Origin of the sequence: Streptomyces sp. NPDC002619 (genome assembly GCF_042889305.1) — a bacterium.
In the GTDB taxonomy this organism is placed as follows: Bacteria; Actinomycetota; Actinomycetes; order Streptomycetales; family Streptomycetaceae; genus Streptomyces.
Genome location: NZ_JBIAQV010000026.1, coordinates 57,223 through 81,367, shown reverse-complemented (window position 1 = coordinate 81,367; position 24,145 = coordinate 57,223). Strand labels below are relative to the sequence as shown.

22 protein-coding genes are annotated in these 24,145 nt (G+C 71.7%); 13 read left to right on the top strand and 9 right to left on the bottom strand.

The window, feature by feature from the left end:
* Positions 1-418: 418 nt before the first annotated feature.
* Positions 419-883 (top strand): ATP-binding protein, encoded by a 465-nt coding sequence (locus tag ACFYXB_RS31185; RefSeq protein WP_389588035.1) that lies wholly within the window; start codon positions 419-421, stop codon positions 881-883.
* Positions 884-1,214: 331 nt separating this feature from the next.
* On the opposite strand, the gene ACFYXB_RS31180 is transcribed toward ACFYXB_RS31185, so the two are convergent.
* Complete coding sequence (locus ACFYXB_RS31180; protein WP_389587991.1) at positions 1,215-2,141, bottom strand: cyclase family protein; 927 nt, start codon at positions 2,139-2,141, stop codon at positions 1,215-1,217.
* 84 nt (positions 2,142-2,225) lie between these two features.
* Here ACFYXB_RS31180 and ACFYXB_RS31175 point away from each other — a divergent pair, with 84 nt between their 5' ends.
* The 4 genes from ACFYXB_RS31175 (at position 2,226) to ACFYXB_RS31160 (ending at position 6,806) form a co-directional block, all read left to right on the top strand.
* Positions 2,226-3,140, top strand: coding sequence for an SDR family oxidoreductase (locus ACFYXB_RS31175; RefSeq protein WP_388498224.1), 915 nt, complete (start codon positions 2,226-2,228; stop codon positions 3,138-3,140).
* Positions 3,141-3,251: 111 nt separating this feature from the next.
* Complete coding sequence (locus ACFYXB_RS31170; protein ID WP_389587989.1) at positions 3,252-4,400, top strand: acyl-CoA dehydrogenase family protein; 1,149 nt, start codon at positions 3,252-3,254, stop codon at positions 4,398-4,400.
* Positions 4,400-5,449: a Zn-dependent alcohol dehydrogenase gene (locus ACFYXB_RS31165; protein ID WP_389587988.1), complete on the top strand. Its 1,050-nt coding sequence runs from the start codon at positions 4,400-4,402 to the stop codon at positions 5,447-5,449. Before ACFYXB_RS31170 ends, ACFYXB_RS31165 begins: the two co-directional genes overlap by 1 nt.
* 88 nt (positions 5,450-5,537) lie before the next feature.
* Entirely contained in the window at positions 5,538-6,806 is a 1,269-nt protein-coding gene (locus ACFYXB_RS31160) for an MFS transporter (RefSeq protein ID WP_389587986.1), read from the top strand.
* Here the strand turns inward: ACFYXB_RS31160 and ACFYXB_RS31155 are convergent.
* Positions 6,696-7,733: a GlxA family transcriptional regulator gene (locus ACFYXB_RS31155; protein WP_389587984.1), complete on the bottom strand. Its 1,038-nt coding sequence runs from the start codon at positions 7,731-7,733 to the stop codon at positions 6,696-6,698. The two genes, ACFYXB_RS31160 and ACFYXB_RS31155, sit on opposite strands and share 111 nt — an antisense overlap.
* A 71-nt stretch (positions 7,734-7,804) precedes the next feature.
* Here ACFYXB_RS31155 and ACFYXB_RS31150 point away from each other — a divergent pair, with 71 nt between their 5' ends.
* Positions 7,805-9,124, top strand: a complete 1,320-nt coding sequence (locus ACFYXB_RS31150; protein ID WP_389587982.1) for an MFS transporter — start codon at positions 7,805-7,807, stop codon at positions 9,122-9,124.
* Here the strand turns inward: ACFYXB_RS31150 and ACFYXB_RS31145 are convergent.
* The 4 genes from ACFYXB_RS31145 to ACFYXB_RS31130 form a co-directional block, all read right to left on the bottom strand.
* Entirely contained in the window at positions 9,121-9,717 is a 597-nt protein-coding gene (locus ACFYXB_RS31145; RefSeq protein WP_389588033.1) for a flavin reductase family protein, read from the bottom strand. The genes ACFYXB_RS31150 and ACFYXB_RS31145 overlap by 4 nt on opposite strands.
* Before the next feature lie 58 nt (positions 9,718-9,775).
* On the bottom strand, positions 9,776-10,573 hold the full coding sequence (locus ACFYXB_RS31140; RefSeq protein WP_389587980.1) for an enoyl-CoA hydratase/isomerase family protein: 798 nt from the start codon (positions 10,571-10,573) through the stop codon (positions 9,776-9,778).
* A complete protein-coding gene (locus tag ACFYXB_RS31135; protein ID WP_389587978.1) occupies positions 10,570-12,789 on the bottom strand; it encodes an acetate--CoA ligase family protein in 2,220 nt (739 codons plus the stop codon). Before ACFYXB_RS31135 ends, ACFYXB_RS31140 begins: the two co-directional genes overlap by 4 nt.
* A gap of 128 nt (positions 12,790-12,917) precedes the next feature.
* Positions 12,918-14,108 carry a flavin-containing monooxygenase gene (locus ACFYXB_RS31130; protein WP_389587976.1) on the bottom strand — a complete coding sequence of 397 codons (1,191 nt, stop codon included), beginning with the start codon at positions 14,106-14,108 and terminating at the stop codon, positions 12,918-12,920.
* A 200-nt stretch (positions 14,109-14,308) separates the two neighbouring features.
* Here ACFYXB_RS31130 and ACFYXB_RS31125 point away from each other — a divergent pair, with 200 nt between their 5' ends.
* The 3 genes from ACFYXB_RS31125 to ACFYXB_RS31115 are packed head-to-tail and all read left to right on the top strand — an operon-like array spanning position 14,309 to position 16,052.
* Positions 14,309-14,761 (top strand): DoxX family protein, encoded by a 453-nt coding sequence (locus tag ACFYXB_RS31125; protein ID WP_389587974.1) that lies wholly within the window; start codon positions 14,309-14,311, stop codon positions 14,759-14,761.
* On the top strand, positions 14,758-15,159 hold the full coding sequence (locus ACFYXB_RS31120; protein ID WP_389587972.1) for a Zn-ribbon domain-containing OB-fold protein: 402 nt from the start codon (positions 14,758-14,760) through the stop codon (positions 15,157-15,159). The genes ACFYXB_RS31125 and ACFYXB_RS31120 overlap by 4 nt, the downstream gene beginning before the upstream one ends.
* 14 nt (positions 15,160-15,173) lie before the next feature.
* Positions 15,174-16,052, top strand: a complete 879-nt coding sequence (locus tag ACFYXB_RS31115; protein WP_389587970.1) for a GNAT family N-acetyltransferase — start codon at positions 15,174-15,176, stop codon at positions 16,050-16,052.
* 34 nt (positions 16,053-16,086) lie between these two features.
* Here the strand turns inward: ACFYXB_RS31115 and ACFYXB_RS31110 are convergent, their stop codons facing one another.
* The gene (locus tag ACFYXB_RS31110; RefSeq protein WP_389587968.1) at positions 16,087-16,755 is read right to left on the bottom strand and encodes a pyridoxal 5'-phosphate synthase; all 669 of its coding nucleotides are present in this window, start codon (positions 16,753-16,755) and stop codon (positions 16,087-16,089) included.
* A gap of 93 nt (positions 16,756-16,848) precedes the next feature.
* On the opposite strand from ACFYXB_RS31110, the gene ACFYXB_RS31105 reads away from it, so the two are divergent.
* Entirely contained in the window at positions 16,849-17,496 is a 648-nt protein-coding gene (locus tag ACFYXB_RS31105; RefSeq protein ID WP_389587966.1) for a hypothetical protein, read from the top strand.
* 42 nt (positions 17,497-17,538) lie between these two features.
* Here the strand turns inward: ACFYXB_RS31105 and ACFYXB_RS31100 are convergent, their stop codons facing one another.
* A complete protein-coding gene (locus tag ACFYXB_RS31100) occupies positions 17,539-18,714 on the bottom strand; it encodes an acetyl-CoA acetyltransferase (RefSeq protein ID WP_389587965.1) in 1,176 nt (391 codons plus the stop codon).
* Positions 18,715-18,750: 36 nt separating this feature from the next.
* On the opposite strand from ACFYXB_RS31100, the gene ACFYXB_RS31095 reads away from it, so the two are divergent.
* Positions 18,751-19,935, top strand: coding sequence for an acyl-CoA dehydrogenase family protein (locus ACFYXB_RS31095; RefSeq protein ID WP_389587963.1), 1,185 nt, complete (start codon positions 18,751-18,753; stop codon positions 19,933-19,935).
* A gap of 102 nt (positions 19,936-20,037) precedes the next feature.
* On the opposite strand, the gene ACFYXB_RS31090 is transcribed toward ACFYXB_RS31095, so the two are convergent.
* Positions 20,038-20,685, bottom strand: a complete 648-nt coding sequence (locus ACFYXB_RS31090) for a TetR family transcriptional regulator (protein WP_351345570.1) — start codon at positions 20,683-20,685, stop codon at positions 20,038-20,040.
* Positions 20,686-20,807: 122 nt separating this feature from the next.
* On the opposite strand from ACFYXB_RS31090, the gene ACFYXB_RS31085 reads away from it, so the two are divergent.
* Positions 20,808-21,566, top strand: coding sequence for a VOC family protein (locus ACFYXB_RS31085; protein ID WP_389587961.1), 759 nt, complete (start codon positions 20,808-20,810; stop codon positions 21,564-21,566).
* 169 nt (positions 21,567-21,735) lie between these two features.
* Positions 21,736-24,105 (top strand): PQQ-binding-like beta-propeller repeat protein, encoded by a 2,370-nt coding sequence (locus ACFYXB_RS31080; protein WP_389587959.1) that lies wholly within the window; start codon positions 21,736-21,738, stop codon positions 24,103-24,105.
* The last annotated feature ends 40 nt before the right edge of the window (positions 24,106-24,145 follow it).

Genomic DNA, 24,145 nt, shown 5'->3' with positions numbered 1-24,145 from the left:
TGTCCGCTCCGGTACCTTCTGTGGGATGCGAGTGGTTCCGAGAACGAGCCATGCCGGACGCGCCCCAGGGGCGGCTCCGCATCCGGCGGTGCGCGCCGCTGCTCGCGCGGCGGCCAGGGCTTTCGCCCACGCATGTTCGACTCCCCGCCGCGAGCGTCGCACAGTATGCCGCACGCGTACTGCTTCGCGCTGGAATATGCCCGAAGCGCTTGTTGGGGTGACTGTACGTCAACCATGCTGGCTCGTAAGGGAATCACATTCCGTGACCCTTGCTCTGGTCCTTGTTCTGGCCATGCAGAAAATGGCTTCGATCGTGGCCCTCGTCGTGGTGCCCGTCGTGACCCTCGTCGCGGCGTTCCCGCGACACGGGTTCATGTGTCCGCCGGTTCGGATGGTGTGAGCGGTGCAGGTGCTTCAAGTGCAGCTGGAGATCCGACCCGACCCCGCGGAGGTGGGGCGGGCGAGGAGATGGGCCCGCTCGCGGATCGCCGGGTCCGGAATAGCGGCCGACGAGCCGCTGGCCGAGACGCTCATTCTGCTGGTCTCCGAGCTGGTCACGAACGCCGTGGTGCACACCGGCTGTCCGGCCGTGCTGCGGCTGTGTCTGCCCGGCACGGCGGAGGAGGCGGCCACCGTGCGCCTGGAGGTGGCCGACACCAGCACCCGCGCCCCGGTGCCGCGGTGCGTGGACGGCGACGCGACCGGCGGGCGCGGTCTCGCCCTGGTCGATGGACTCGCCGACCGCTGGGGCTGGACCCCCGAGGGCGCGGGCAAGCGCATCTGGTGCGAACTGGACCGCTGCGAGGAGCCCCGGCAAGCCGCGACAGCGGCGTTCGCGGGAGGGCTCCCGGTGTACGAGGGGCTGGCGTTCGAGGCCGTATAGGCGCCGCGGTGGCACGGGATGGGCAACGTGGTGGCACGGGCGCAGAAATTTCCGACGCCGCTGGTCGCGTGGTCGGCGGTGCGCCGGGTCGTGCCTCTGTGCGCACCCGCTCGAAATGGGGCGTAAATCACAAATTGCCGTACGGGTGTTGACGTCGCGTGATCGTGTGATCACTCTGGTGGTCAGCGATTCGCCGTGAGGGGACGGCGAGGGTCTTGGTGACGGAGGCTCTCGTCGAGTGTGGGTCGAGCCGGATGGCGGCGCACCGGGCCGTGCTCGGGGCGGGCGGACATGCGCCGCCAACCGGGATTGCAGCGCGGCCGACCGGGATTCAGAGGACGGCCACCGGCGCGACCGGCGTCCCCGTCGCCCCGACGAACGGCTCCGGCATCGCCGACAGCAGGAACGCGTACCGGTTCTCTTCTCCACAGGCTGTGGACAACTCTTCGAGATTCCAGTTCTGGCCCTGCAGCATCCCCATCTCCACCAGGTCGAGGGCATGCACGGGCAGCCACAGATTCTCGATCTCGGGCGGAAAGATCTCAAATGTGAGTGTGTCGTTCGCGACGGCCGCGACATCGCGCGCGTGGAACCACTCCGGCGTACGCACCGACAGCCCCGGCGACGGATAGCCGTACCCCTGCCTGTCCCCGGCCAGATACACCTGCACCTGCCCGGTCCGTACGAGCACCACGTCACCGGCACGCACGCGCGTACCGGCGAGTTCCTCGGCCGCCTCCAGGTCCTCCGGCGTGACCGCGTGGCCGCCCGCCAGCCGGTCCACGCCACGCGCGCGTGCCACGTCGAGCAGCACCCCGCGCGAGACGATGTGCCGCGCCTTGTCGATGCCGGCGAACTCGGCGCCGCCGTGCGCGGTGACGGTGTGGGCGGGCCGGCCGTTGTAGAGCTTCCCGGAGTGCGAGACATGGGGCAGCGCGTCCCAGTGGGTGCCGGCCTGCAGCCCCATGGTCACGGCGTCGTCGCTGCACGCCACCGTTCCCGGCCCGAACAGCTCCTGGTTGATCTGCACCATCGCGTGCAGCGGATTGACCCGTCCCGGGATCATCCCGGTCTGCACGCCGTCCTGCCGCAGGGGGAGGGCGAGCGGGACGCGGCGCCCGGTGCGGACTGTGGCGGCGGCCTCGCGCACCACTTCGTCGGTGATGAGGTTCAGGGTGCCGATCTCGTCGTCCGTCCCCCAACGTCCCCAGTTGTTCACGTGCTTGGCGATGTCGTGGAACTCGTCCGGCAATGACATCGGGGCCTCCCGGGGCTTGTCTCCGGCTGACTGACGCGCCTTAAAATCTAACGGTCCGTCAGAAACCGCGGGAAGGGGCCGGGCGTGGGGAACTTCTTGACAGGCAAGACCGTCGCCGTGACCGGCGCGGGGCGGGGCATCGGCCGGGCGGTCGCGCTGGCGGCGGCGGCCGAGGGAGCGCGGGTCGTCGTCAACGACTACGGCGTCTCGACGGACGGCACCTCGCCGAGCAGCGAGGTCGCCGACGCCGTCGTCAAGGAGATCGAGGCGGCCGGCGGGGAAGCCGTCGCGGTCGCCGACGACATCTCCACCATGGCGGGCGGGCAGCGGGTCGTGGACACGGCTCTCGCGGCGTACGGGCGCCTCGACGGGGTCGTCTGCGTCGCCGGGATCCTGCGCGAGCGGATGCTGTTCAACATGTCCGAGGACGAGTGGGACCCGGTCCTCGCCACCCATCTCAAGGGCACGTTCACCGTGTTCCGGGCCGCCTCGGCCGTCATGCGTCGGCAGAAGTACGGCACCCTCATCGGTTTCACCAGCGGAAACCACCAGGGTTCGGTGTCCCAGGCCAACTACAGCGCGGCAAAGGGCGGGATCATCTCGCTGGTCCGCAGCGCGGCGCTCGGTCTGCATAAGTACGGCGTGACCGCGAATGCGGTGGCCCCTGTGGCTCGTACGCGGATGTCGGCGGGCGTTCCTGTGGAGCTGTCGGAGATCGGGGAGCCGGAGGACGTTGCCGCGCTGGTGGTCTATCTGCTGTCCGATCGGGCGCGGGAACAGGGGGTTACCGGGCAGGTCTACACGATCGCCGGACCGAAACTCGCCGTGTGGGCGCAGCCGCGGGAGCTTCGCGCGGCGTATGCGGAGGGGTCCTGGACTCCGGAGCGGATCGCTGAGTTTTTGCCGGGGTCGGTGGGGGTGGATCCGATGCCGATGCTGTCCCAGCTTTCGGCGATGGAAAGTGCGGCGCGGCAGGGGTTTCGGCCGAACGCCCAATAGCTCGGGGGGATGTGTTGTGTCGCGGCTGCGGGTCCGTTGTGGCTTGTCGCACAGTTCCCCGCGCCCCTTTCGGGGCGTGGCAGTGAGCCGGTGATTACAAAGGAGGCCCCAATGGACTTCGGGTTCACCGTGGAAGACGAGGCGTTCCGCGTCGAAGCCCGTGACTGGCTTGCGGGCAACGTTGGGCGCACTCGGGACCGTCGTACCTGGGAACGTGCCCTCGGCGCCGCCGGCTGGATCGGGATCGGTTGGCCCGAGGGCGGTTACGGCAATCGCACCACCACCCTCACTCAACAGGTCGCCTGGGCCGAGGAGTACGCGCGGTCCGGGGCGCCCCCGCGCTCCGGGCACATCGGGGAGAACCTCCTCGCGCCCACCCTCATCGGCCACGGCACGGCAGACCAGAAGTGCCGTTTTCTGCCGCCCATCGCGGCCGGTGACGAGCTCTGGTGTCAGGGCTACAGCGAACCCGGCGCCGGGTCGGATCTGGCCGGAGTGCGTACGGCGGCGGTCCGTGAGGGGGCGCACTACCGCGTCACCGGCCAGAAGATCTGGACCTCGCTCGCCCACGAGGCCGACTGGTGCTTCGTGCTGGCGCGTACCGAACCGGAGTCGCGTCGGCATCACGGGCTGAGTTTTCTGCTCGTGCCCATGGACCAGCCGGGGCGCATCGAGGTGCGGCCCATCCGGCAGTTGACCGGCACGAGTGACTTCAACGAGGTCTTCTTCGACGGTGCACACGCGCGTGCCGAGCATGTCGTCGGTCGCGCGGGGGAGGGCTGGCGGGTGGCCATGAGTCTGCTCGGCTTCGAGCGGGGTGTGTCCACGCTCGCCCAGCAGATCGGATTCGCACGGGAGTTGGAGCGCGTCGTGCGGACCGCCGTCGAGACGGGTGCGGCCGACGATCCCGTCGTACGGGACAGCCTCGTGCGGCAGTGGGCCGAGTTGCGGGTCATGCGCTGGAACGCCCTGCGCACGCTGGGGGGTTCGGGCGACGCGGGTGCCCCGAGCGCGGCCAAGCTGCTCTGGGCCGGCTGGCATCAGCGGCTGGGTGAGCTGGCCGTGCGGGTGCGTGGTGCGGCGGCGGGGGTGGGGCCGGCCGACTGGTCGCCGTCGGCGCCGTACGAACTCGACGCGGACCAGCATCTGTTCCTCTTCTCCCGGGCCGACACCATCTACGGCGGCTCGGATCAGGTGCAGCGCACGATCATCGCCGAGCGGGTGCTCGGTCTGCCGAAGGAGCCGAAGGGGGTCGTGTGATGCGCGGTGTGGTGTTCGACGGCAAGCAGGTGCGGGTCGTGGACGACCTGCAGGTACGGGATCCGGGGCCGGGTGAGGTGCTGGTCGCGGTCTCGGCGGCCGGGCTGTGCCACAGCGATCTGTCGGTGGTGGACGGGACCATCCCCTTCCCGGTGCCGGTCGTGCTGGGCCACGAGGGCGCCGGGGTGGTGGAGGCGGTCGGCGCGGGTGTCACGCATGTCGCGCCCGGCGACCACGTGGCCCTGTCCACGCTCGCGAACTGCGGCACGTGCCCGGAGTGCGACCGGGGCCGCCCGACGATGTGCCGTCAGGCGATCGGCCGGCCGGGGAAGCCGTTCACGCGCGGCGCCGGGCTGGTACACCAGTTCGCCTCCAACTCGGCCTTCGCGGAACGTACGGTCGTCAAGGCGGTGCAGGCGGTCCGCATCCCGAAGGACATCCCGCTGCCGTCGGCCGCGCTGATCGGGTGCGGGGTCCTGACCGGAGTGGGTGCGGTCCTCAACCGGGCCCGTGTGGACCGGGGGGACAGCGTGCTGGTCATCGGCACCGGCGGGATCGGGCTGAACGTCATCCAGGGCGCGCGCATCGCGGGCGCGCTGCGGATCGTGGCCGTGGACGCCAACCCGGCGAAGGAGACGGTGGCCCGGCAGTTCGGCGCGACCGACTTCCTGACCTCGACCGAGGGGGTGCGCGAGCTGCTACCGACCGGCGTCGACCACGCCTTCGAGTGCGTCGGCCGCGTCGAGCTGATCCGTCAGGCGATCGACCTCCTCGACCGGCACGGCCAGGCGATCCTGCTCGGGGTCCCGCCGGCCACGGCCGAGGCGTCCTTCCTGGTCTCCTCCATGTACCTGGACAAGTCGATCCTCGGCTGCCGCTACGGCTCCTCGCGCCCCCAGCGCGACATCGCCCTGTACGCCGAGCTGTACCGTCAAGGGCGGTTGCTGCTCGACGAGTTGGTCACCGCGACCTATCCGGTGGAGGACTTCGAGAAGGCGCGGGCGGACGCGGAGGCGGGGCGGGTCGCCCGCGGGGTGCTCACCTTTTGAGGGCGCGGGCCTCGCGGGTTGATGAAGTTGTCCACAGGCCGGGGGAATTCCGTCGCCCGTTGTCGATGCCGCCCCCTACGGTCGTCGCATGAGCTACCGCGAAGTCGCCTCCAAACAGGTCCTGACCTGGGCCTGCGTCGCCATTGGTGCCCGGATGCCGGTCGCCATGGCCCCGCTGGCCCTGGTCTTCCTGGTCCGTGAACGCTCCGGCGGTTACTCCCTGGGCGCCGCCCTCGCCGCCGCCTATGTGATCGGCGAGATCGTCGGCGCGCCGGTGCTCGGTATGCGTCTCAGGGCCGAGCGGGCCCGGCCCCAACTGGCCGCCGGACTCGCCGGTGGAGCCGTCGGCTTCGCAGGACTCGGCGCGTTCCCCGGCGCGCACCCCGTCATACTCGGCGCCTTCGCCTTCCTCGCCGGAGCCGCCCCCGCCGCGGCGCCCGGCGGGCTGCGCACCCTGCTCACCTCCCTGGTCCCGGAGCGCGCGGCGGCGCAGGCGCTGTCCGCCGAGTCGATGCTCACGTTCGCCGTCTGGGCCGTCTCCCCGGCCGCCGTCACCGGCCTCGCCCTCGGGGTCGCCCCGCGCGTCCCGCTCCTGCTGGAGGCCGCGCTGATGGCCGCGGCGGTCGCGGGCCTGTGGTTCCTGCCCGAGGGCTGGGCGGCCGGCGAGCCGGAACAGGACGGCACGTCGAAGTTCCGCATCCTCGCCCGCGCCTGGCCGGTGTACGTGACCGGCGCCGCGAGCCTGTCCCTGCTGGCCCTCGCCGAACTCGTCCTGCCCGCCCTGCTCGAACAGCGCGGCATAGGCGTCGGCTGGGCCGGACCGCTGCTCACCGCGATGTCGGTGGCCTCCGCCGTCGGCGCGTTCGTGTACGGCGCCCGGTCCTGGCCGGGGCTGCTGCGCACCCGCAGCGCGGTACTGATCTGCGGGATGGCCGCGGCGGTGGCCCTGGTCGCACTGATACCCGGAGCGCCCGGCATCGCGGTCGCGCTGGCACTGGCGGGGCTGCTCCAGGCGGGTGCGATGCTCACCCGTAACCTCTCCCTGCGCGAGGCCCTGCCGTCGGGCGCGCTGGCCGCCGGTTACTCGGTCATGTACGCGGCTGTAGGCGCCGGTTACGCGGGCACGGGCTCCCTCGCCGGTGCCCTGCTCCAGGTGGCCGCACCGTCCACGGCGATCCTCGCGGGGGTCGCGCTGACCCTGACGCTCACGGCGGTCGGCTGGTGGGGCGAGCGCCGTATCGACCGCTCAGCGCGGGCCGGCGACCCGCTCGTGGTCCTCGACACCGTTGACTCCGTTGCCTCCGGCCCGGAAGGTCCGGCGGTAGGCGGTGGGAGTGACGCCGAGCGCCGTCTGTAGGTGCTGGCGCATCGACTGGGCCGCGCCGAAGCCCGCGTCCCGGGCCACCTGGTCGACGGACAGGTCGGTGGACTCCAGCAGATGCCGGGCGCGTTCGACGCGCTGCTGGGTGAGCCACTGGCCGGGGCTGACGCCGACCTCCTCGCGGAAGCGGCGGGTGAAGGTGCGCACCGACATGGCCTCCTGCTCGGCCAGGTCGCGCAGCTGGATCGGCTCTCGCAGCCGGCCCAGCGCCCAGGCACGGGCGGCGGTCGTGGTGGCCATCTGCGGGTCCGGCACCGGGCGGTGGATGTACTGCGCCTGACCGCCGTCGCGGTGCGGCGGTACGACGGTGCGGCGGGCCACCTCGTTGGCGACCGCGGTGCCGTGGTCGCGGCGCACGATGTGCAGGCACAGGTCGATCCCGGCGGCGACCCCCGCGGAGGTCAGCACGTCGCCGTCGTCGATGAACAGGACATCGGCGTCCACCTTGATCCGCGGGAACATCCGCTGGAAGTGGTCGGCGTCGGCCCAGTGCGTGGTCGCCGGGCGGCCGTCGAGATGACCGGCGGCGGCGAGGACGTACACACCGGTGCAGATGGAGGCGAGCCGGGTGCCGGGGCGGATGCGGGCCAGGGCAGCGGCCAGTTCGTCCGTCAGGGTGCCCTCCTCGAAGACCGGGCCCAGTTCGTACGAAGCCGGGATGACGACCGTGTCGGCGGTGGCCAGCGCCTCGGGGCCGTGTGCGACGTGGATGGAGAAGTCGGCGTCCGTCTCGACCGGGCCCGGCGGCCGGACCGAGCACGTGACGACCTCGTACAGGTGCCGCCCCCGCTCGTCCTTGGGGCGGCCGAAGATCCGGTGCGGGATGCCCAACTCGAAGGGCAGCAGCCCGTCCAGGGCGAGGACGACGACGCGGTGCGGGCGGAACTCCGGCTCACTGCTCATGGCCCGATCCTAACGAATGCTGTCCTTCGGGCCACTCGATGAAGGGGAAACCGTATCGGAAGCTCTATGACGTGACTCAGACAAGCGAAGCCACAGCCGCCGCAGAGCAGCCGAAGCCCTCCCGATCCCGCCGCCCGTCGGTGCACCGCGCGTGGTTCGTGGCCGCCGTCACTTTCGTCACGATCATCGGCGCGGCCGCCTTCCGCTCGCTGCCCGGCCTCCTCATCGACCCGCTGCACCAGGACTTCGGCTGGTCGCGCGGCACGATCGGCGCCGCCGTCTCCATCAACCTCGCGCTGTACGGGCTCACTGCCCCGTTCGCCGCCGCGCTGATGGACCGCTTCGGTATCCGCCGGGTGGTGGCGGTCGCGCTCACCGTGATCGCGGTCGGCTCGGGCCTGACGGTGTGGATGACGGCGGCCTGGCAGCTGCTCCTGTGCTGGGGCCTGCTGGTCGGCCTCGGCTCCGGCTCCATGGCGCTCGCCTTCGCCGCGACGGTCACCAACCGCTGGTTCACCGCGTGCCGCGGCCTGGTCAGCGGCATCCTCACCGCCGGGTCCGCCTCCGGCCAGCTGATCTTCCTGCCGCTGCTGTCCTGGATGGTCGAGACGTACGACTGGCGCCCGGCAGCCGTCACGGTCGCCCTGGCCGCCCTCGCTGTCGTCCCCTTCGTCTGGCTGCTGCTGCGCGACCACCCGGCAGACGTGGGCCTGAAGCCGTACGGCGCCAAGGAGTTCGTGCCCAAGCCGGCCCCGGTCACCGGCGCCGCCCGCCGCACCCTCAGGGTGCTGTCCTCCGCCGTCCGCACCGGCCCCTTCTGGCTGCTCGCCGGCACCTTCGCGATCTGCGGCGCCTCCACCAACGGCCTGATCCAGACCCACTTCGTGCCCGCGGCCCACGACCACGGCATGCCCATCACGGCGGCGGCCTCGCTGCTCGCGGTCATCGGCGTGTTCGACGTGGTCGGCACGATCGCCTCCGGCTGGTTCACCGACCGCTTCGAACCGCGCCGCCTGCTCGCCATGTACTACGCCCTGCGCGGCATCTCGCTCCTGTTCCTCCCGATGCTGCTCGCGCCGTCGGTCCACCCCCCGATGATCTTCTTCATCGTCTTCTACGGCCTCGACTGGGTCGCCACGGTCCCGCCCACCCTGGCCCTGTGCCGGGAGCACTACGGCGAGGACAGCGCCATCGTCTTCGGCTGGGTCCTGGCCTCCCACCAGGTCGGCGCGGCCCTCGTCGCCTTCCTCGGCGGTGTCACCCGGGACGTCTTCGGCTCGTACGACATGGTCTGGTACGCCTCCGGCACCCTGTGCGCGGCGGCGGCCCTGATGGCGCTCGTCATCCGGCGACGGCCGGCGGTCCCGGCCCCGGTGCCGGTCGCGGCTTAGAGGAAGCGCCCCTTGTGGAACAGCAGGGGAGCCGCATCGGTGTCGGCCGTCCCCAGGGCGTCCACCCGTCCCACGACGATCAGATGGTCGCCGCCGGTGTGCACCGCGTGGACGGTGCAGTCGATCCACGCGAGCGTGCCGGTCAGGCGCGGGGAACCGGAGACGGGTGCCTCGTCGTACTCGACGCCTGCGAACTTGTCCGCGCCCCGCACCGCGAAGGCACGGCACAGCTCCCCCTGCCCGGCCTCCAGGACGTTGACGCAGAAGACGCCCGCGCGGGCGATGCGCGGCCACGTCGTCGACGTACGGCCCACCAGGAACACGACGAGGGGCGGGTCGAGGGAGAGGGAGGAGAAGGACTGGCACGCGAACCCGGCGGGACCGTCCTCGCCGTCGGAGGCGGGTGCCGTCACCACGGTCACGCCGGTGGCGAAGCTCCCCAGCACACGCCGGAACTCGGCCTGCTCCACCGGCGCCCGCTCATCGTCCCGGACGCACCGCAACTCGGGGCGCGGAAGCGGCTCGACCCCGGGGGACCGGTGTTCCGACCTGAGGTAACGAACGGCTGCGGCGGCCGCCCCTGCATGTCCCATCACGCTGCCCATTGAAGCTGACGGCGCGTCAGGTGGGAAGCTCAGACGGCAACCCTTCTCACCGTCCCCCGAACTCGGGGCTCCTGCGCTCCACGAAGGCCTGGAGGCCCTCCCGTGCGTCCGCCGTCATCATGTTGATCTCCTGGGCGGCGGCCTCCGCGGCGAACGCCGTGGCCCGGTCGCTTTCGAGGGAGGCGTTCACGAGCTGCTTGGTCAGGGCGAGCGCGCGCGTGGGCCCCGCCGCGAGCCGTGCCGCCCACTCCCCGGCCGTCTTGGCCAACTCCCCGTCCGATACGACCCGGTTGACCAGCCCGAGCCGTTCCGCGTCCGGCGCCGAGAGCGCGTCGCCGAAGAACATCAGCTCCTTGGCGCGCTGCGGGCCGATCAGCCGCGGCAGCAGATAGGCGCCGCCGCCGTCCGGCACGAGCCCGCGCCGTACGAACACCTCGATGAACCGGGCCGATTCGGCGGCGAGCACGAGGTCACAGGCGAGCGCGAGATGCGCGCCGAGCCCGGCCGCCGTACCGTTCACGGCCGCGATCACCGGTTTCTCGCAGTCCAGGACGGCGGCGGTCAGCCGCTGGGCGCCGACCCGGAGCATGCGGGCGACGTCACCGGCCACCCGCTCACCGGTGCCGGCACCGCCCCGCAGATCCGCGCCCGCGCAGAAACCGCGCCCAGTCCCCGTGAGGACCACGGCCCGCACGTCGGGGTCGGAGGTCGCCGCCGCCAGGAGCCGGATGATCCGTTCGCGCATCTCGGGCGTGAGGGCGCCCAGCGCCTCGGGCCGATCGAGGGTGAGGTACGAGACATGGTCGCGCACCTCGTGCCGTACCCCTGTCTCCTCGCCCGTCATCGGCACACCACCAACGCGTCCAGCGCCACCGCGCCCTGCCCCCGGTCCAGTACCACCAGCGGGTTGATGTCCAGTTCCGCGAGGTCGTCGCCCAGCTCCAGGGCCATGCGCTGCACCCGCAGGACGACCTCGACGAGCGCATCGAGGTCGGCGGGCGGCCGGCCCCGGACCCCATCCAACAGGGCCCGGCCGCGCAGTTCGGCGAGCATGTCCCGGGCCTGCTCCTCGCCGAACGGCGGCACGCGCACGGCCGCGTCCCGCAGGACCTCGACGAGCACCCCGCCCAGCCCCACGGTCACCGTCGGCCCGAACAGCTCGTCGTGGGTGACCCCGACGACCATCTCCACGCCCCGCTCGATCATCTGGCACACCAGGACACCGTCCAGCGAGACGCCCTCGTAGCGGGCGATGTCGGTCAACTCGCGGTAGGCGTCCCGCACTTGGCTGGCCGACGTGAGCCCGATCTTCACCAGGCCCAGCTCGGTCTTGTGGGCGATCTGCGCGCCGGACGCCTTCATCACCACCGGATAGCCGACCTGTGCCGCCGCGCGCACGGCGCCTGCCGCGCTGGTCACCAGTTGCTCGCGCGGCACCCGGATGCCGTACGCGCGCAGGAGCTGCTTCGCCGCGTGCTCGCTCAGTTGCTGCCCGGACCGCATCAGCGCCGCTGCCTTGCGGAAGGAGGGCGAGAGAGTGCGCGGGGCCTCGTCGAAGGGGGAGTGGTAATCACGGACGAAGCGGTGGTGGCCCAGGTAGGCGCGGACGGCGGTGAGGCAGTTGCCGACGGTCCGGAAGGTGGCCACACGGGAGGAGCCGAGCAGTACGTCGCGGTACGCCGGCTCGGTGCCGACCGGCGACCCCCACACCACGCACACCAGCTTGTCCGTGGTCTCCGCCGCCTCCACCAGGTCCCGCACGAGCCGGTCGCTGAGCGGCGGGAAGGGCCCGGTGATCGGGCAGATCAGCACGCCGACCGCAGGGTCGGCGAGGATCGCGTCGATGATCTTCCGTCCGCGCGCGTCCCCGACCGGATGGCCACCGTTGTCGACGGGGTTGGCCACGCTCAGGTACTCGGGTATCCACTGGTGCAGCTCGGCCTGCTTGGTCGACGACAGGGCGGGCAGCTGGAGCCCGGCCTCGGCGGCCAGGTCGGCAACGTGCGCGCCCGTGCCGCCCGAGATCGAGTAGACGACGACGCCCTCGGCCCGGGGAGCCCGCGCCCGCGCCAACAGGGCGGCGGTGTCCTGGAGTTCGTCGAGACCGTCGACGCGGATCACGCCGTACTGCCGCATCGCCGCGTCGACCACGTCGTCCGCGCCGGTCAGCTTGCCGGTGTGCGAGACGGCGGTGCGGGCGCCGGCCTCGGTGCGCCCGACCTTCACCGCGACGACCGGCACCTTGCGGCGGGCGGCGCGGTCGGCGGCGAGCAGGAAGGAGCGGCCGTCCTTCAACCCCTCGACGTAGCAGGCGATGGCGCCGACCTCGGGCCGTTCGGCGAACCAGGAGATGAAGTCGGCGGTCTCCAGGTCGGCCTCGTTGCCTGTCGGCGCCCAGTGCGAGAGGCGGATGCCCAGCTCCTGGAGGGCGAACACGGGCCGACCCTGGTGCCCGGACTGGGTGATGAGCGCGATCGCCGGCCCCTCCAGGTCGTCCCGGAACCGCTCGAAGGCGTTGAGGTTGGTGTTCGGCCCGAGCAGCCGCAGCCCGGCCTTCCGTGCGGCGGCGGCCAGTTGGTCCTGTACGGCGGCCCCGGCCTCACCGGTCTCCGCGAACCCGGAGGCGAAGGCGACGGCGAACCTGACCTTGGCCTCGGCGAGTTCCCCGACCACCGGCAGCGGGTCCGCGACCAGCAGCACAGCGAGGTCGACCTGCTCGGGCAGCTCGGCGACGGAGGGCGAGCAGGGGATCCCGAAGACCGACGGCCGGGTGGGATGCACCGGATGGACCCGCGCCCCCACCCGCTCGGCCCAGGACAGGAGCTGCCGGGTGATACCGGTGTTGGGCCGTCCCTCGGCGTCCGAGGCGCCGACCACGGCGACGGACTCGGGCCGGAAGAACCGGTCCAGATCAGGTACGGCGGCGTACAGCGGGCGCCCGCTGACGTCGGTGTCGTCCACCTGATCGTGTACGGCGGGCCCGGGGCGCTGCTCGCCGCAGGCGATAGCCCGGGCCCGGCGGGAGTCGGTGGTGAGGGTGCCGTGGGTTGATCCAAGCATCGGTCCGCCCGCTCCTGTGTGACAGCACGTGAACTGACGCAGCGTCAGGTATTTCTCAGATTACTGAACTGACGCTGTGTCAGGAACGGGTCTGCAGGCAAAGTCGCCGAACAGGCAGAACCCCTCGCCTACTGCACGGGAAGCTGGGATATCCGCCCCGCCGCGCCCCGCGTGACCGCCTTCGCGATCTTCTCCGCGTCGATCGCCAGCTCGCGGAACATGCCGCTGATGGGGTTGGTGAAGCCGGTGAAGTACAGGCCGGGGGCGTCCGCCGGGGTGCGGGCGCCGTGGGCGACCGGTCTGCCGCGCCCGTCGAGCACGCCGAGGTGGCCGACGAGGCCGTCCAGTGCACGGACGTACCCGGTGGCGGCGATCACGGCGTCGGGCGAGACGCGGCTGCCGTCGGCGAGGACGACCTTCCCGTCCTCGAACGAGTCGACGGCGGCCACGACCTCGACACGCCCCTTGCGCACGGCATCGATGAGACCGACGTCCTGCACGGGGATGGCTCCGTCCTTGACCCGGCTGTACAGCCCGGTGTCGGGGCGCGGCAGCCCGTGCTCGGCCAGGTCGGGCACGCTGAGCTTCGACATCGGCCGGGCGAGCCGGTCGACGAGGCCGACGGGCAGCCGCCGTACCAGGACACCCGTGTACTGCGCGGCCCACCCGGCGGTCGACCGCCGCACGATGTGCGGGGCGGTGCGCACGGACAGCCGTACGCGCGAGGCGCCCCCTTCCACCAGGTCCACGGCGATCTCCGCACCGGTGTTGCCGACACCGGCGACGAGGACGTCCCGGCCGGCGAAGGGCGTGGCGTTCCGGTAGTCACCGGCGTGCAGGAACTCGCCGGTGTACGTGTCGCGCCCGGCCCACTCCGGGATGCGCGGAGTGTGGTTGAACCCGGTGGCGACGACCACGGCGGCACCGGTCAGCTCGCGTCCGCCGGAGGCGCGCAGCAGCCAGCCGGCACCGTCGGCCGAGCGGTCGACGCGCGTCACCTCGACGCCGGTGACGATCTCCAGCTCATGGAACTCGGCGTACTTCTCCAGGTACCGCACCACGTCGTCCCGCGACACCCACCGCCCGAACCGGCGCGGCATCGGCAGCCCGGGCAGGCCGGACAGACGGCGGGTGGTGTGCAGATGGAGCCGGTCGTAGTGGCGCCGCCAGGAGGAACCCACGTCCTCGGCCTTCTCCAGGACCACGGCTCGTATGCCGCGAGCCCGCAGCGCGTACGCGACGGCGAGGCCGCCCGGCCCGGCGCCGATGACGTATACGGGACGGTCGGTGGGATTCGTGGACAGAGTGGAGTCGGCCATGAGCGCGAGCGTAATCACGCGCCCGGTTGATGGGTCTCGGTCAAGACCGGAATTGGTTGCGGATTGATCACGCATGTAGGAGGAGTGAGTGGGATTTGTGACGTAGGGCACTCGGCTGTGCTCCTCCGGTCTTGCGCGACCGCCTCGCGTCCGCTGAACTGACGTACCGTCAGATATGACGAGCGGTGCGGGGAGAGTCCATGGACACGATCTGGCTCACCGGTGCGGAGTGGCTGGCCGTACTGCGCATAGGCCTCGGGCTGTGGTGGCTGGAGAGCTGGCGGCACAAGGACAAGAAGGCGTGGTTCGAGCGGGGGACCGGCATCGCATGGGCGGCGGACGTGGCGGCGAAACACCGGTGGGGGCCGGTCCGTTCGGGCTTCGCCAAGGTGGTCGAACCCCGGCCGAGGTTGATGGCGTACGTCGTGGTCTACGCGGAGTTGGCCCTGGGGCTCGGCCTGATCCTGGGTTTCCTCACCCCCGTCGCCCTGGTCGGAGGCCTGCTGCTGAACCTCCTCTACTTCACGCTCATGATCCACGACTGGGCGGAACAGGGTCAGAACTCGATGATGGCGCTGATCTCGGTGGTGGGACTGTTCGGGATGGCGTGGCAGACGTGGTCGGTGGACGAGGTGTTGGGGTGGTTCGGATGACGGGACGGTTCGACGTCCCGGAGCCGGACGCCTTCACCACGCCCTACTGGGACGCGGCGGCGGAGGGCCGACTGCTCGTGCGGCGCTGCGGGACGTGCGGCCGGGCGCACCACTACCCGCGGGAGTTCTGCCCGCACTGCTGGAGCGAGGACGTGAGCTGGGAGCGGGCGAGCGGCCGGGCGAGCCTCTACACATGGTCGATCGTCCACCGGAACGACCTCCCGCCCTTCCCGGAGCGCACATCGTACGTGGCGGCGGTGGTCGACCTGGCCGAGGGTCCGCGGATGATGACCGAACTGGTGGACTGCGAGGCGTCCCGGATACGGCCGGGTATGGAGCTGGAGGTGTGCTTTCGGGAGGGCCGCGAGGGAATTCCGTTGTTCCGACCGGTGAGCTGAGCCGACGATGAGGCATGCGCCCCGATGACTGGCACCTCACCGAAGACCTGGACGACTTCCTCTCCCGAGCGGGCGATTTCCTGCACTCCCGCCCGGCCCTGCACACGGTCCCCCTGACGGTGACCGACGCGCTCCGCACCCGAGGACTGCACATCTACGGCACGGAGGCGCCCCTCTTCGGCCTGCTCAGGGAGGATGACGGCAACGTCCGGGCGACCTTCTTCCACACCCCGCCGCACCCGCTGAACGTCACGGGGCTGAGGCCGGAGGAGGCGGAAGCGCTGGCGACGCGCCTTCTCGGACTCGGCCACCAGCTCCTCGGGGTCTCGGGGGAACGTGACACGGCGGCGGCGTTCGCGACGGCGTGGGAGCGGTCGGCGGGGGAGCCGGTGAGCGTCCACCAGCGCCAACGGCTTTATTGCCTGGGCGAGTTGGTGATCCCCGAGCCGGCACCCGAGGGGCGGTCACGGCTGGCCGAGGACCGGGACCGAGACCTGGTGATGCGCTGGATCGAGGAGTTCTGCACGGCCGTAGGGCAGCCGGGCCTGCTGTCCCCCGCCGAGTGGACCGACGCCCGCCTGGCCCACGACGGCATCACGCTCTGGGAGACCCCCGACGGCACCCCGACGGCGATGGCGAGCCTGACCACGCGCGTCGGGGGCCAGGTCAGGGTGGCCGCGGTCTACACCCCGGCGGACCTGCGCGGCAGGGGCTACGCGGGAGCGGTCACTGCGGAGGTGAGCCGGAGGGCACTGAATGCCGGGACGCACGAGGTACTCCTCTTCACGGACCTCGCCAACCCGACGAGCAACGGCCTGTACCAGCGGATCGGGTACCGGGGCGTTGCGGACTTCACGGTGTACGACTTCGGGGGCGTGGAAGCACGACACTGAGGAAGAAGCCGGCGGCTCACGGTGACCTTCCGGCTCACGGCCACAGCAGCTCGCGGCGCCAGCCTTTCTCCCCCCTCTGGTACAGCACGCGCACGTGCCTGCGATCCGCGTCCCCCTGGAAGAACTCCACCTCCTCCGGTGCCAGTCGGTACAAGGTCCACGTCGGGGACGGCGTCGTCGGGTTCTCCCGGGCCCTCTCCCACGCCGCCTCCGACTCCCGCCTCAACTCCTCCACCGACCCCAGCACTTCGCTCTGCCGCCCCGTCAGCGCCGCCGCCAACGCCCCCGTCGACCGCGCGTGCAGGTCCGCCTGGCTCTCCTCCGACGGCGCCGACGTCACCGGCCCCCGCACCCGCACCTGGCGGCCCAGCACCGGCCAGTAGAACCCCAGCGCCGCGTACGGGTGCGCACTCAGCTCGCGCCCCTTCCTGCTCGTCGCGTGCGTCGCGAACGACCAGCCCTCCTCGTCCGCCCCGTGCAGCATCACGATCCGTACGTCCGCCCGGCCCTCCTCGTCCGTCGTCGCCAGCGACATCGTGTGCGGCTCCGGCTGCCCCGCCGCCACCGCCTCCGCGAACCACCTCGTGAACAGGGGAAGCGGCTCCTCCGGTGCCGACGCCGGGTCGAAGGGCCGTAGCTCCGTCGCCCCCGGCGCCCACACCCGCAGTGACCTCAGGAGCTCGTCAAGATCCGTTGCTGCCATGAGCCGAGTATGGCTCCGGCGCCCCGCACTGGGGCGCAAGCTGCGCAGTTGAGTACACGTACTCATGTGCAGCGGGGGGCTTGGCCCGAGGCTGTGCGCATGACACGAATCCCTGACCTGACCAGCACGGTTGCCCGCTCCCCGCGCCGCTGGAGGCTCGCCCTCGCGGTAACGGCACTCGCCGCTCTGGCACTTACCGCCTGCGGCACCGAGACGACAAGTGCCGCCGGATCGCACGGCAAGCCCGCCGACGCCGTCAGCGCCGAGCGCACCGAGGCGCCGTCCGATTCGGATCAACAGGCCGCTTTCACCGCGATGCTGAACAAGGTTGCGCGATCATGCCCGTCGGACGCCCCGTCGAAGGAACCGCTGCCGACCGACGATCCCGCGACCGACGCTCTGGAGGGGCCACGCGCCCCCACGCGGGCAGTGGAACTGGAATTGGATGCTGCCGATTGGTGTGCGAGCACCCTTCACGAGGAGCGCATCACCCAGGCGCTCTTGGGCCTGGCCGATCCCACACCCGACCAGGTCCAAAAGACCCTGAACGACCTCGGCTACATTGACGAACGCATCCACGGCCTCAAGCAGTCCGGCGCGACCACGCGGTTCTTCCTCGACCTGCGCGTCAAGGGCGGCCGGCTCTGCATGGATGGCTCGGCGGCCGGCGAGGAGACCATCGTCGACGCATGCGTGGCCCCCGAGACCGGACCGTTCACGCCGAGCAGGCGGACGCGGTGACCGTCCCTGGAACAGCCTTTTCGCCCAGCCGTTCGCCAACCCCTAACGCCCCAACACCACCGTCCCCGAGGAGCAGAACCACCCCCCGGTTCCGGACGCCACTCCGAGCCGGGGCAACTCGCCACCCCCCACCCGTACTTGCCGCTCCCCACTCTCCCCCCGAAGCTGCCGTACCGCCTCCACCAGCAGGAACAGCCCCCGCATACCGGGGTGTTGGGCCGACAGTCCACCCCCGTCCGTGTTCACCGGCAGCCCCCCTCCCCGCACCAGCAGCCGTCCCTTCTCCACGAACGCGCCCCCCTCCCCCTTCCCGCAGAACCCCAGGTCCTCCAGCGTCACCAGCGTCATGTACGTGAACGCGTCGTAGATCTCCGCGAAGTCGATCTCCTCGGGACTCACCCCGGCCCGCTCGAACGCCAGCCGGCCGCTCACTGCCGCCGGTGACACCGTGAAGTCCGGCCACTCCGACATCGCCGCGTGCGAGACATGCTCCCCGGTGCCGAGGATCCAGACGGGCGCCGTACGGCAGTCTCGTACGACGTCCTCCCCGGCCAGCAGCACCGCCGCCCCGCCGTCCGAGCGGATGCAGCAGTGCAGCTTGGTGAAGGGGTCGGCGATCATCGGGCCGGAGAGGACGTCGTCCACCGTGATCGGGTCGCGGAACATCGCGTCCGGGTTCAGGGCCGCGTTGGACCGGGCCTGCACCGCGACCTCCGCCAACTGCTCGATCGTCGTCCCGAACTCGATCATGTGCCGCCGCGCCGCCATCGCGTACTTGGCGATCAGCGTGTGGCCGTACGGGACCTCGAACTGCAAGGGCCCGCCGGCGCCGAAGGAGAGGTTCCCCGTCCGCCGGCCCGCCTTCACATCCGCCCGTGCCGTCGAGCCGTACGCCAGCAGCACCGCATTCGCGTGCCCCGCCGCTATCGCGTCCGCCGCGTGCGCCGCCATGACCTCCCAGGTCGAGCCGCCCACGGACGTGGAGTCGACCCAGGTGGGTCGCAGGCCCAGGTACTCCGCCACCTCCACCGGGGCCAGGGTTCCCAGGCCCGCCGAGGCGAAGCCGTCCACCACGGAGCGGTCGAGGCCGGCGTCCGCCAGGGCCCGGCGGGCCGCCTGGGCGTGCAGGGCGTACGGGGTCGTGTCGTCCACGCGGCCGCAGTCGGAGAGAGCCACTCCGACCGCCGCCACCTTCCGGCCTGCGTTGACTTGTGACATAAATCTGACGGTACATCAGATGTGGAGGGCAGAGCCATGGACAGTCGTCTCACCGCCGAGCAGGACGAGATCCGCCGCACCCTGCGCGAACTGCTCCACAAACGCTGCGGCCCGGAGGAGCTGCGTACCGCCCTCGACAGTCCGGAGGGCCACGATCCCGTCCTGTGGACCGCCCTCGCCGATCAGCTCGGCCTGCCCGGGCTCTCCCTCCCGGAGGCGTACGGCGGTGTCGGCTGCTCGGTGACCGAACTCGCCCTTGCCTGCGAGGAGACGGGGCGTGCCCTCGCACCCTCCCCCCTGCTCGCCACCTGCGTCCTCGCCGCGCCCCTGGTCCTCGCCCTCGGCACCGACGCCCAGCGCTCCCGTCTCCTGCCCCGCCTCGCCGCCGGCGCGCTCACCGCCACCCTCGCCGTGCCCGGCACCGCCCTGGCCGCCGTCCTCGCCCTGACCGGGGGAAATGGTGGTGACTGGGCGGGTGGAGGCCGGGCGGGAGGCGTTCAGGCGCGGCAGACCGGGCGCGGGTGGCGCTTGTACGGAGAAGTCGCCCAGGTGCTGGACGGGCACAGCGCCGGGCTGCTCGTCGTCGCCGCCCATGTCGGGGGGTTCGCGCGGTCACGCACGCTGCTCTTCCTCGTGGCCGGGGACGCGGCAGGGGTCGTACGGACCCGGCAGACCGCCCTCGACGCCACCCGGCCCCAGGGGCGTATCCAACTCCGGGATGTCGAAGCCGAGTTGCTGGGCGCGGACGATCGAGACATCCTCCCCACCCTCTCCGCCCTCGGAGACACCGTCGCCACCGTGCTCGCCGCCGAGGCCGTCGGGGCCGCCGGGCGGGCTCTGGAGCGGACCGTGGAGTACGTCGTGCAGCGTGAGCAGTTCGGGCGGGCGATCGGGTCCTTCCAGGCCGTGAAGCACCGGCTGGCCGATGTGTATGTGCAGGTGCAGGCCGCTCGGTCGGCGGCGTACTACGCGGCCTGGGCGACCGTGCACGGGGAGCGGGTGGGCCCTCTCGCGCTCGCACAGGCGCTGGAGGCGCTGCGGACGGCCGCCGGTGAGGGGATCCAGCTGCACGGCGGGATCGGGTTCACCTGGGAGCACGAGGCCCATCTGTACTTCAAGCGGGCCGCGGGGGACGAGCTGCTGTTCGGGCCGGTGCATCGGTTGCGGGCGCGGGCGGCGGACGCGGCGCGGCTGTTCGAGGCCGGCGAGGTGGCCGTCTGACCGTACGCACGACAAGGGCCCCGCACGCACGACAGGCGGCAGTCCACGTTGGTGAACCACCGCCTGTCAGACAGGACTTGGGAACTCGTAAGAGGGCCGGGGCTACTTCGTCGGCTTCTTTCCGGTCACGCCCAGGTGCACCAACAGGGCCAGGTTCGGCTTGAGTTCGGCCTGTTTGACGCCCCAGCTCTGGAAGCCCTTCTGGTGCCCGGCCACCGCGGCCAGCATCGCCACCAGCGAGCCCGCGACAGCCGCCGGGTTCACGTCCTTGTCGACCCTGCCCTTGGCCTGCAACTCGGCGATGGAGTCGGACAGGGAGTTGTTCACCGAGTTGAGGATCTTCATACGGATCTTGTAGAACCGTTTGTCCCCTTCGGCGGCACCGAGGTCGACGACGCGCAGGATCGCGTCGTGCTTGCGCCAGAACTCAAGGAATCCGTCCACGAGTTCCTGCGCGGTCTGCCAGCCGGACTTGCCGGCCCAGGAACGGCCGGCGACCAGTTCGGTCAACCCGGCGCCCTCGGCGGCCATTTCCTCGGCGATCTCCAGGACGGCACCTTCGACGTCCGGGAAATACTGGTAGAAGGTCGCGGGCGAAGTACCCGCCTTCCGGGCGACATCGATGACCTTGACGTCCCGGTAGGGGGAGGAGCTGAGCATCTCGCTGAGGCAGTCGAGCAGCTTCTGCCGGGTCGCCTGCCCACGTCGGCCGGCCACGCGGCCGTCGACGGTACGCACTTGTCCTGTCATGCCGTCAGCTTACCGAGGGGTGATCGGAGCGCGATTCGGCCGACTGCAAATGGGGTGCATGGGTGTATGGGGAGTGGTGCGCCCGGTCTGCGGGGTGCGCGCTGCACGGTTACTTTGGCGGCATGGCCGAAAACAGGGCATCCGGGAACGAAGAGGCGAACGAAGGGGAGTCTGGCGCGACGTACGGAGAAGGCATCCCCTGCTGGGTCGACGCGCAGCTTCCCGACGTGGCCGCGGGCCGGCGGTTCTACGGTGAGCTCTTCGGGTGGACCTTCGAGGACGCCTACGACTCCTCGGTGTGGGCGTACCGGGACGGCTCGCCCGTCGCCGCGCTCTCGCACAAGACCGACGGGCGCATGCCCACGGTGTGGACGGTGTACTTCGCGACGCCGGACGCCCAGGCCCTGTGCCGGCGGATCCTCGCGGCCGGTGGCCAGGTGGTGATGGTGCCGCTGCCGGTCGGCGGGCAGGGCACGTTCGCGCTCGCCGCCGACCCGGAGGGCGCCGTCTTCGGGCTGTGGCAGGCCGGGAGTCATCCGGGGTTCGGGCGGCGCCACGAGGTGGGCACCTTCGCCTGGGTGGAGCTGTACGCGCGGGACACCGAGGCGGCCAACACCTTCTACGGCGGTCTCTTCCACGACGCCCTGTTCGGCACCGGCGCCGAGCCCGACTTCGGCCGCGCGCCCGTCTCCGACGTCTTCCCGGCCGAGATGCCGCCGCACTTCCTCGTCCATTTCCGCGTCGGTGACGTCGGGGAAGCCGCTGAGGCGGTGCTGGGCCTTGGTGGCCGGGTGCAGGCGCCCGCCTTCGAGACGTCGTACGGGCGTGTGGCGGTCGTCACCGACAATCAGGGGGCGTCCTTCGCGCTGCTCCAACGTTGAAATGTCTTACTTGTCATGAGACACCCATGATGTCGCCGGGTTCGCAACCTGGTCTTCGGACAGGAAGAATCGGGGTTGCGTGCCGCCACGGCGGTGCGGTGGTGAGACGCTGCACTGGGTCGCGTACATATGTGGGTGGACGCGGCTCGTACGGGGAGGTGGCAGGCAAGTGGTGGATCAGCTGACGCAGCACGATCCGCGGCGGATCGGGCCGTTCGAGGTGCTGGGACGGCTGGGTGCCGGCGGCATGGGGCTGGTCTATCTCGCGCGCTCGGCGTCCGGGCGGCGCGTGGCGATCAAGACGGTCCGGACCGAGCTCGCCGAGGACCAGCTGTTCCGTGTCCGCTTCACGCGCGAGGTGGAGGCGGCCCGCGCGGTCTCCGGCTTCTACACGGCGGCCGTCGTCGACGCCGACCCGCGTGCCGCCGTGCCGTGGCTGGCCACCGCGTACGTCCCCGCGCCCTCCCTCGAGGAGATAGTGAACGACTGCGGGCCGCTCCCGGCCCAGGCGGTGCGCTGGCTCGCGGCGGGCGTGGCCGAGGCGCTCCAGTCCATCCACGGCGCCGGGCTGGTGCACAGAGACCTGAAGCCGTCGAACGTGCTCGTCGTCGAGGACGGCCCCCGGGTCATCGACTTCGGTATCGCATCCGGCGTTTCGAACACTCGTTTGACGATGACGAACGTCGCCGTCGGCACCCCGGCCTATATGTCCCCGGAGCAGGCCAAGGACTCGCGCAGCGTGACCGGCGCGAGCGACGTCTTCTCGCTCGGCTCGATGCTGGTCTTCGCCGCCACCGGACACCCGCCCTTCCACGGCGCCAACCCGGTCGAGACGGTCTTCATGCTGCTGCGCGAGGGCCCCGACCTGGCGGGCCTGCCGGACGAGCTGCGCCCGCTCATCGAGTCCTGCATGCAGATGGAGGCCACGGCCCGCCCCAACCCCGCCGACCTCCAGGCCCAGCTCGCCCCGCACCTCTTCGGCTCCGGCTCCGACGACAGCGGTACGGCGTCCGCGTGGCTGCCCGAGAAGGCGGTCGGTCTGATCGAGTCCCGGCGCGGCGGCCGTCCGGCGCCCAGACCGGCCCCGGTGAGCGGTGGCCGCGCGGCCGTACCCCCGCCGCCCGCGTACGACCCCGTGGTCCCGACCGCGCCGGCGCCCGTGCCCGTGGGTCCTGTGCCGGTCGGCCCTGTGCCCGTGGGTGCGCCCGACACCGGACCGGTCCGGCTGGCCGGCGCCCAGGTGCCGATCGGCCCCGGACCGCGCGTCGCCGACGCCCGCGCCGCCGCCGTCAAGGCACCCCCTCCGGAGGCGGGCCTCGTCGCCCACTGGTCCCGCCCGCGCCCCGGCGTCAACGGCGCCGACCCCGCCGTACCGCAGGTCGCGCCGCCCGCGCCCCCGGAGTCGGCCGCCGGCTGGCGTCCCTGGCGCTTCCGCATGTCCAACGACGTGTGGGGCACCCCCTCCGTCGACGGCGACCTCGTCTACGTCACCTCCTTCGAGGTGCACGCCCTCGACGTCGCCACCGGCCGCCGCCGCTTCAAGACGCGGGACGTGGCCTGGTCGATGGCGGTCGCGGACGGCCGTATCCACGCCTCCGACGGCCCCACCCTCTTCGCCCTGGACGCCCGCGAGGGCGGCGACCTGTGGCGGCTGTCCACCGACGCGTGGGTGTATTCGCTGAAGGCCGACCGGGGCACGGTCGTCACCGGCACCCGTGGCGGCGGCGTCCAGGCCTGGGAGGCCGCCGGCGGGCAGAAGCTGTGGGAGATCTCCGGCTGTCAGACCGACTTCGAGTCCCCCGAGGCCGGACCCGCCGTCCACGACGGCACCGTCTACGTCTGGCAGGACGCTCGCCTCCGCGCCCTCGACGCCCGCACCGGCGAGGAGCGCTGGGCGTACCCCATCGGCGACGCGGCCTCCTGCGGCGGCGTCCCGGTCCGCCTCACCCACGCCCCCGACGGCTACGTCTACGTCTCCGCCGGCACCCGTGTCCTCGCCGTCGACGCGACGACCGGCATGGTGCGCTGGCACTTCGAGGCCCCGGCGGTCTTCCTCTCCCCGCCGACCTTCGCACCGGGCCCCGCGGTGACCGGCGGCGGCATCTACCTCGCCGACTACCTCGGCACCGTCTACGCCCTCGACGCCACCGACGGCCGCGACCGCTGGCGCATCGCCACCGAGGCCCGCGCCTCCATAGAGCCGGTGCTGGTCGCCGCGGGCCACGTCCACGTGGGCAGCGGCAAGGGCCTGTACACCCTGGACGCCGTCACGGGCACGCCCAAGTGGCGCTTCCAGGCGGGCGGCGACATCGTCGGCACCCCCACGGTCGCCGAGGGGCGCATCCACTTCGGCTCGACGGACCACCTGCTGTACACGCTGAAGGCCGACGACGGCCGACTGCGCTGGAAGCTGGCGACGGGCGGCGAGATCACCGGCGCACCGGTCGTCAGGGACGGCGTGGTGTACGCGTGCAGCAAGGACCGGTGCGTCTACGCCCTGGACGCGGAGAAGGGCACGGGTACGGCGCGCACGTCGTGATGCGCGCGCGGGGACGGCCGTACCGGGCGCACCTCTTGGC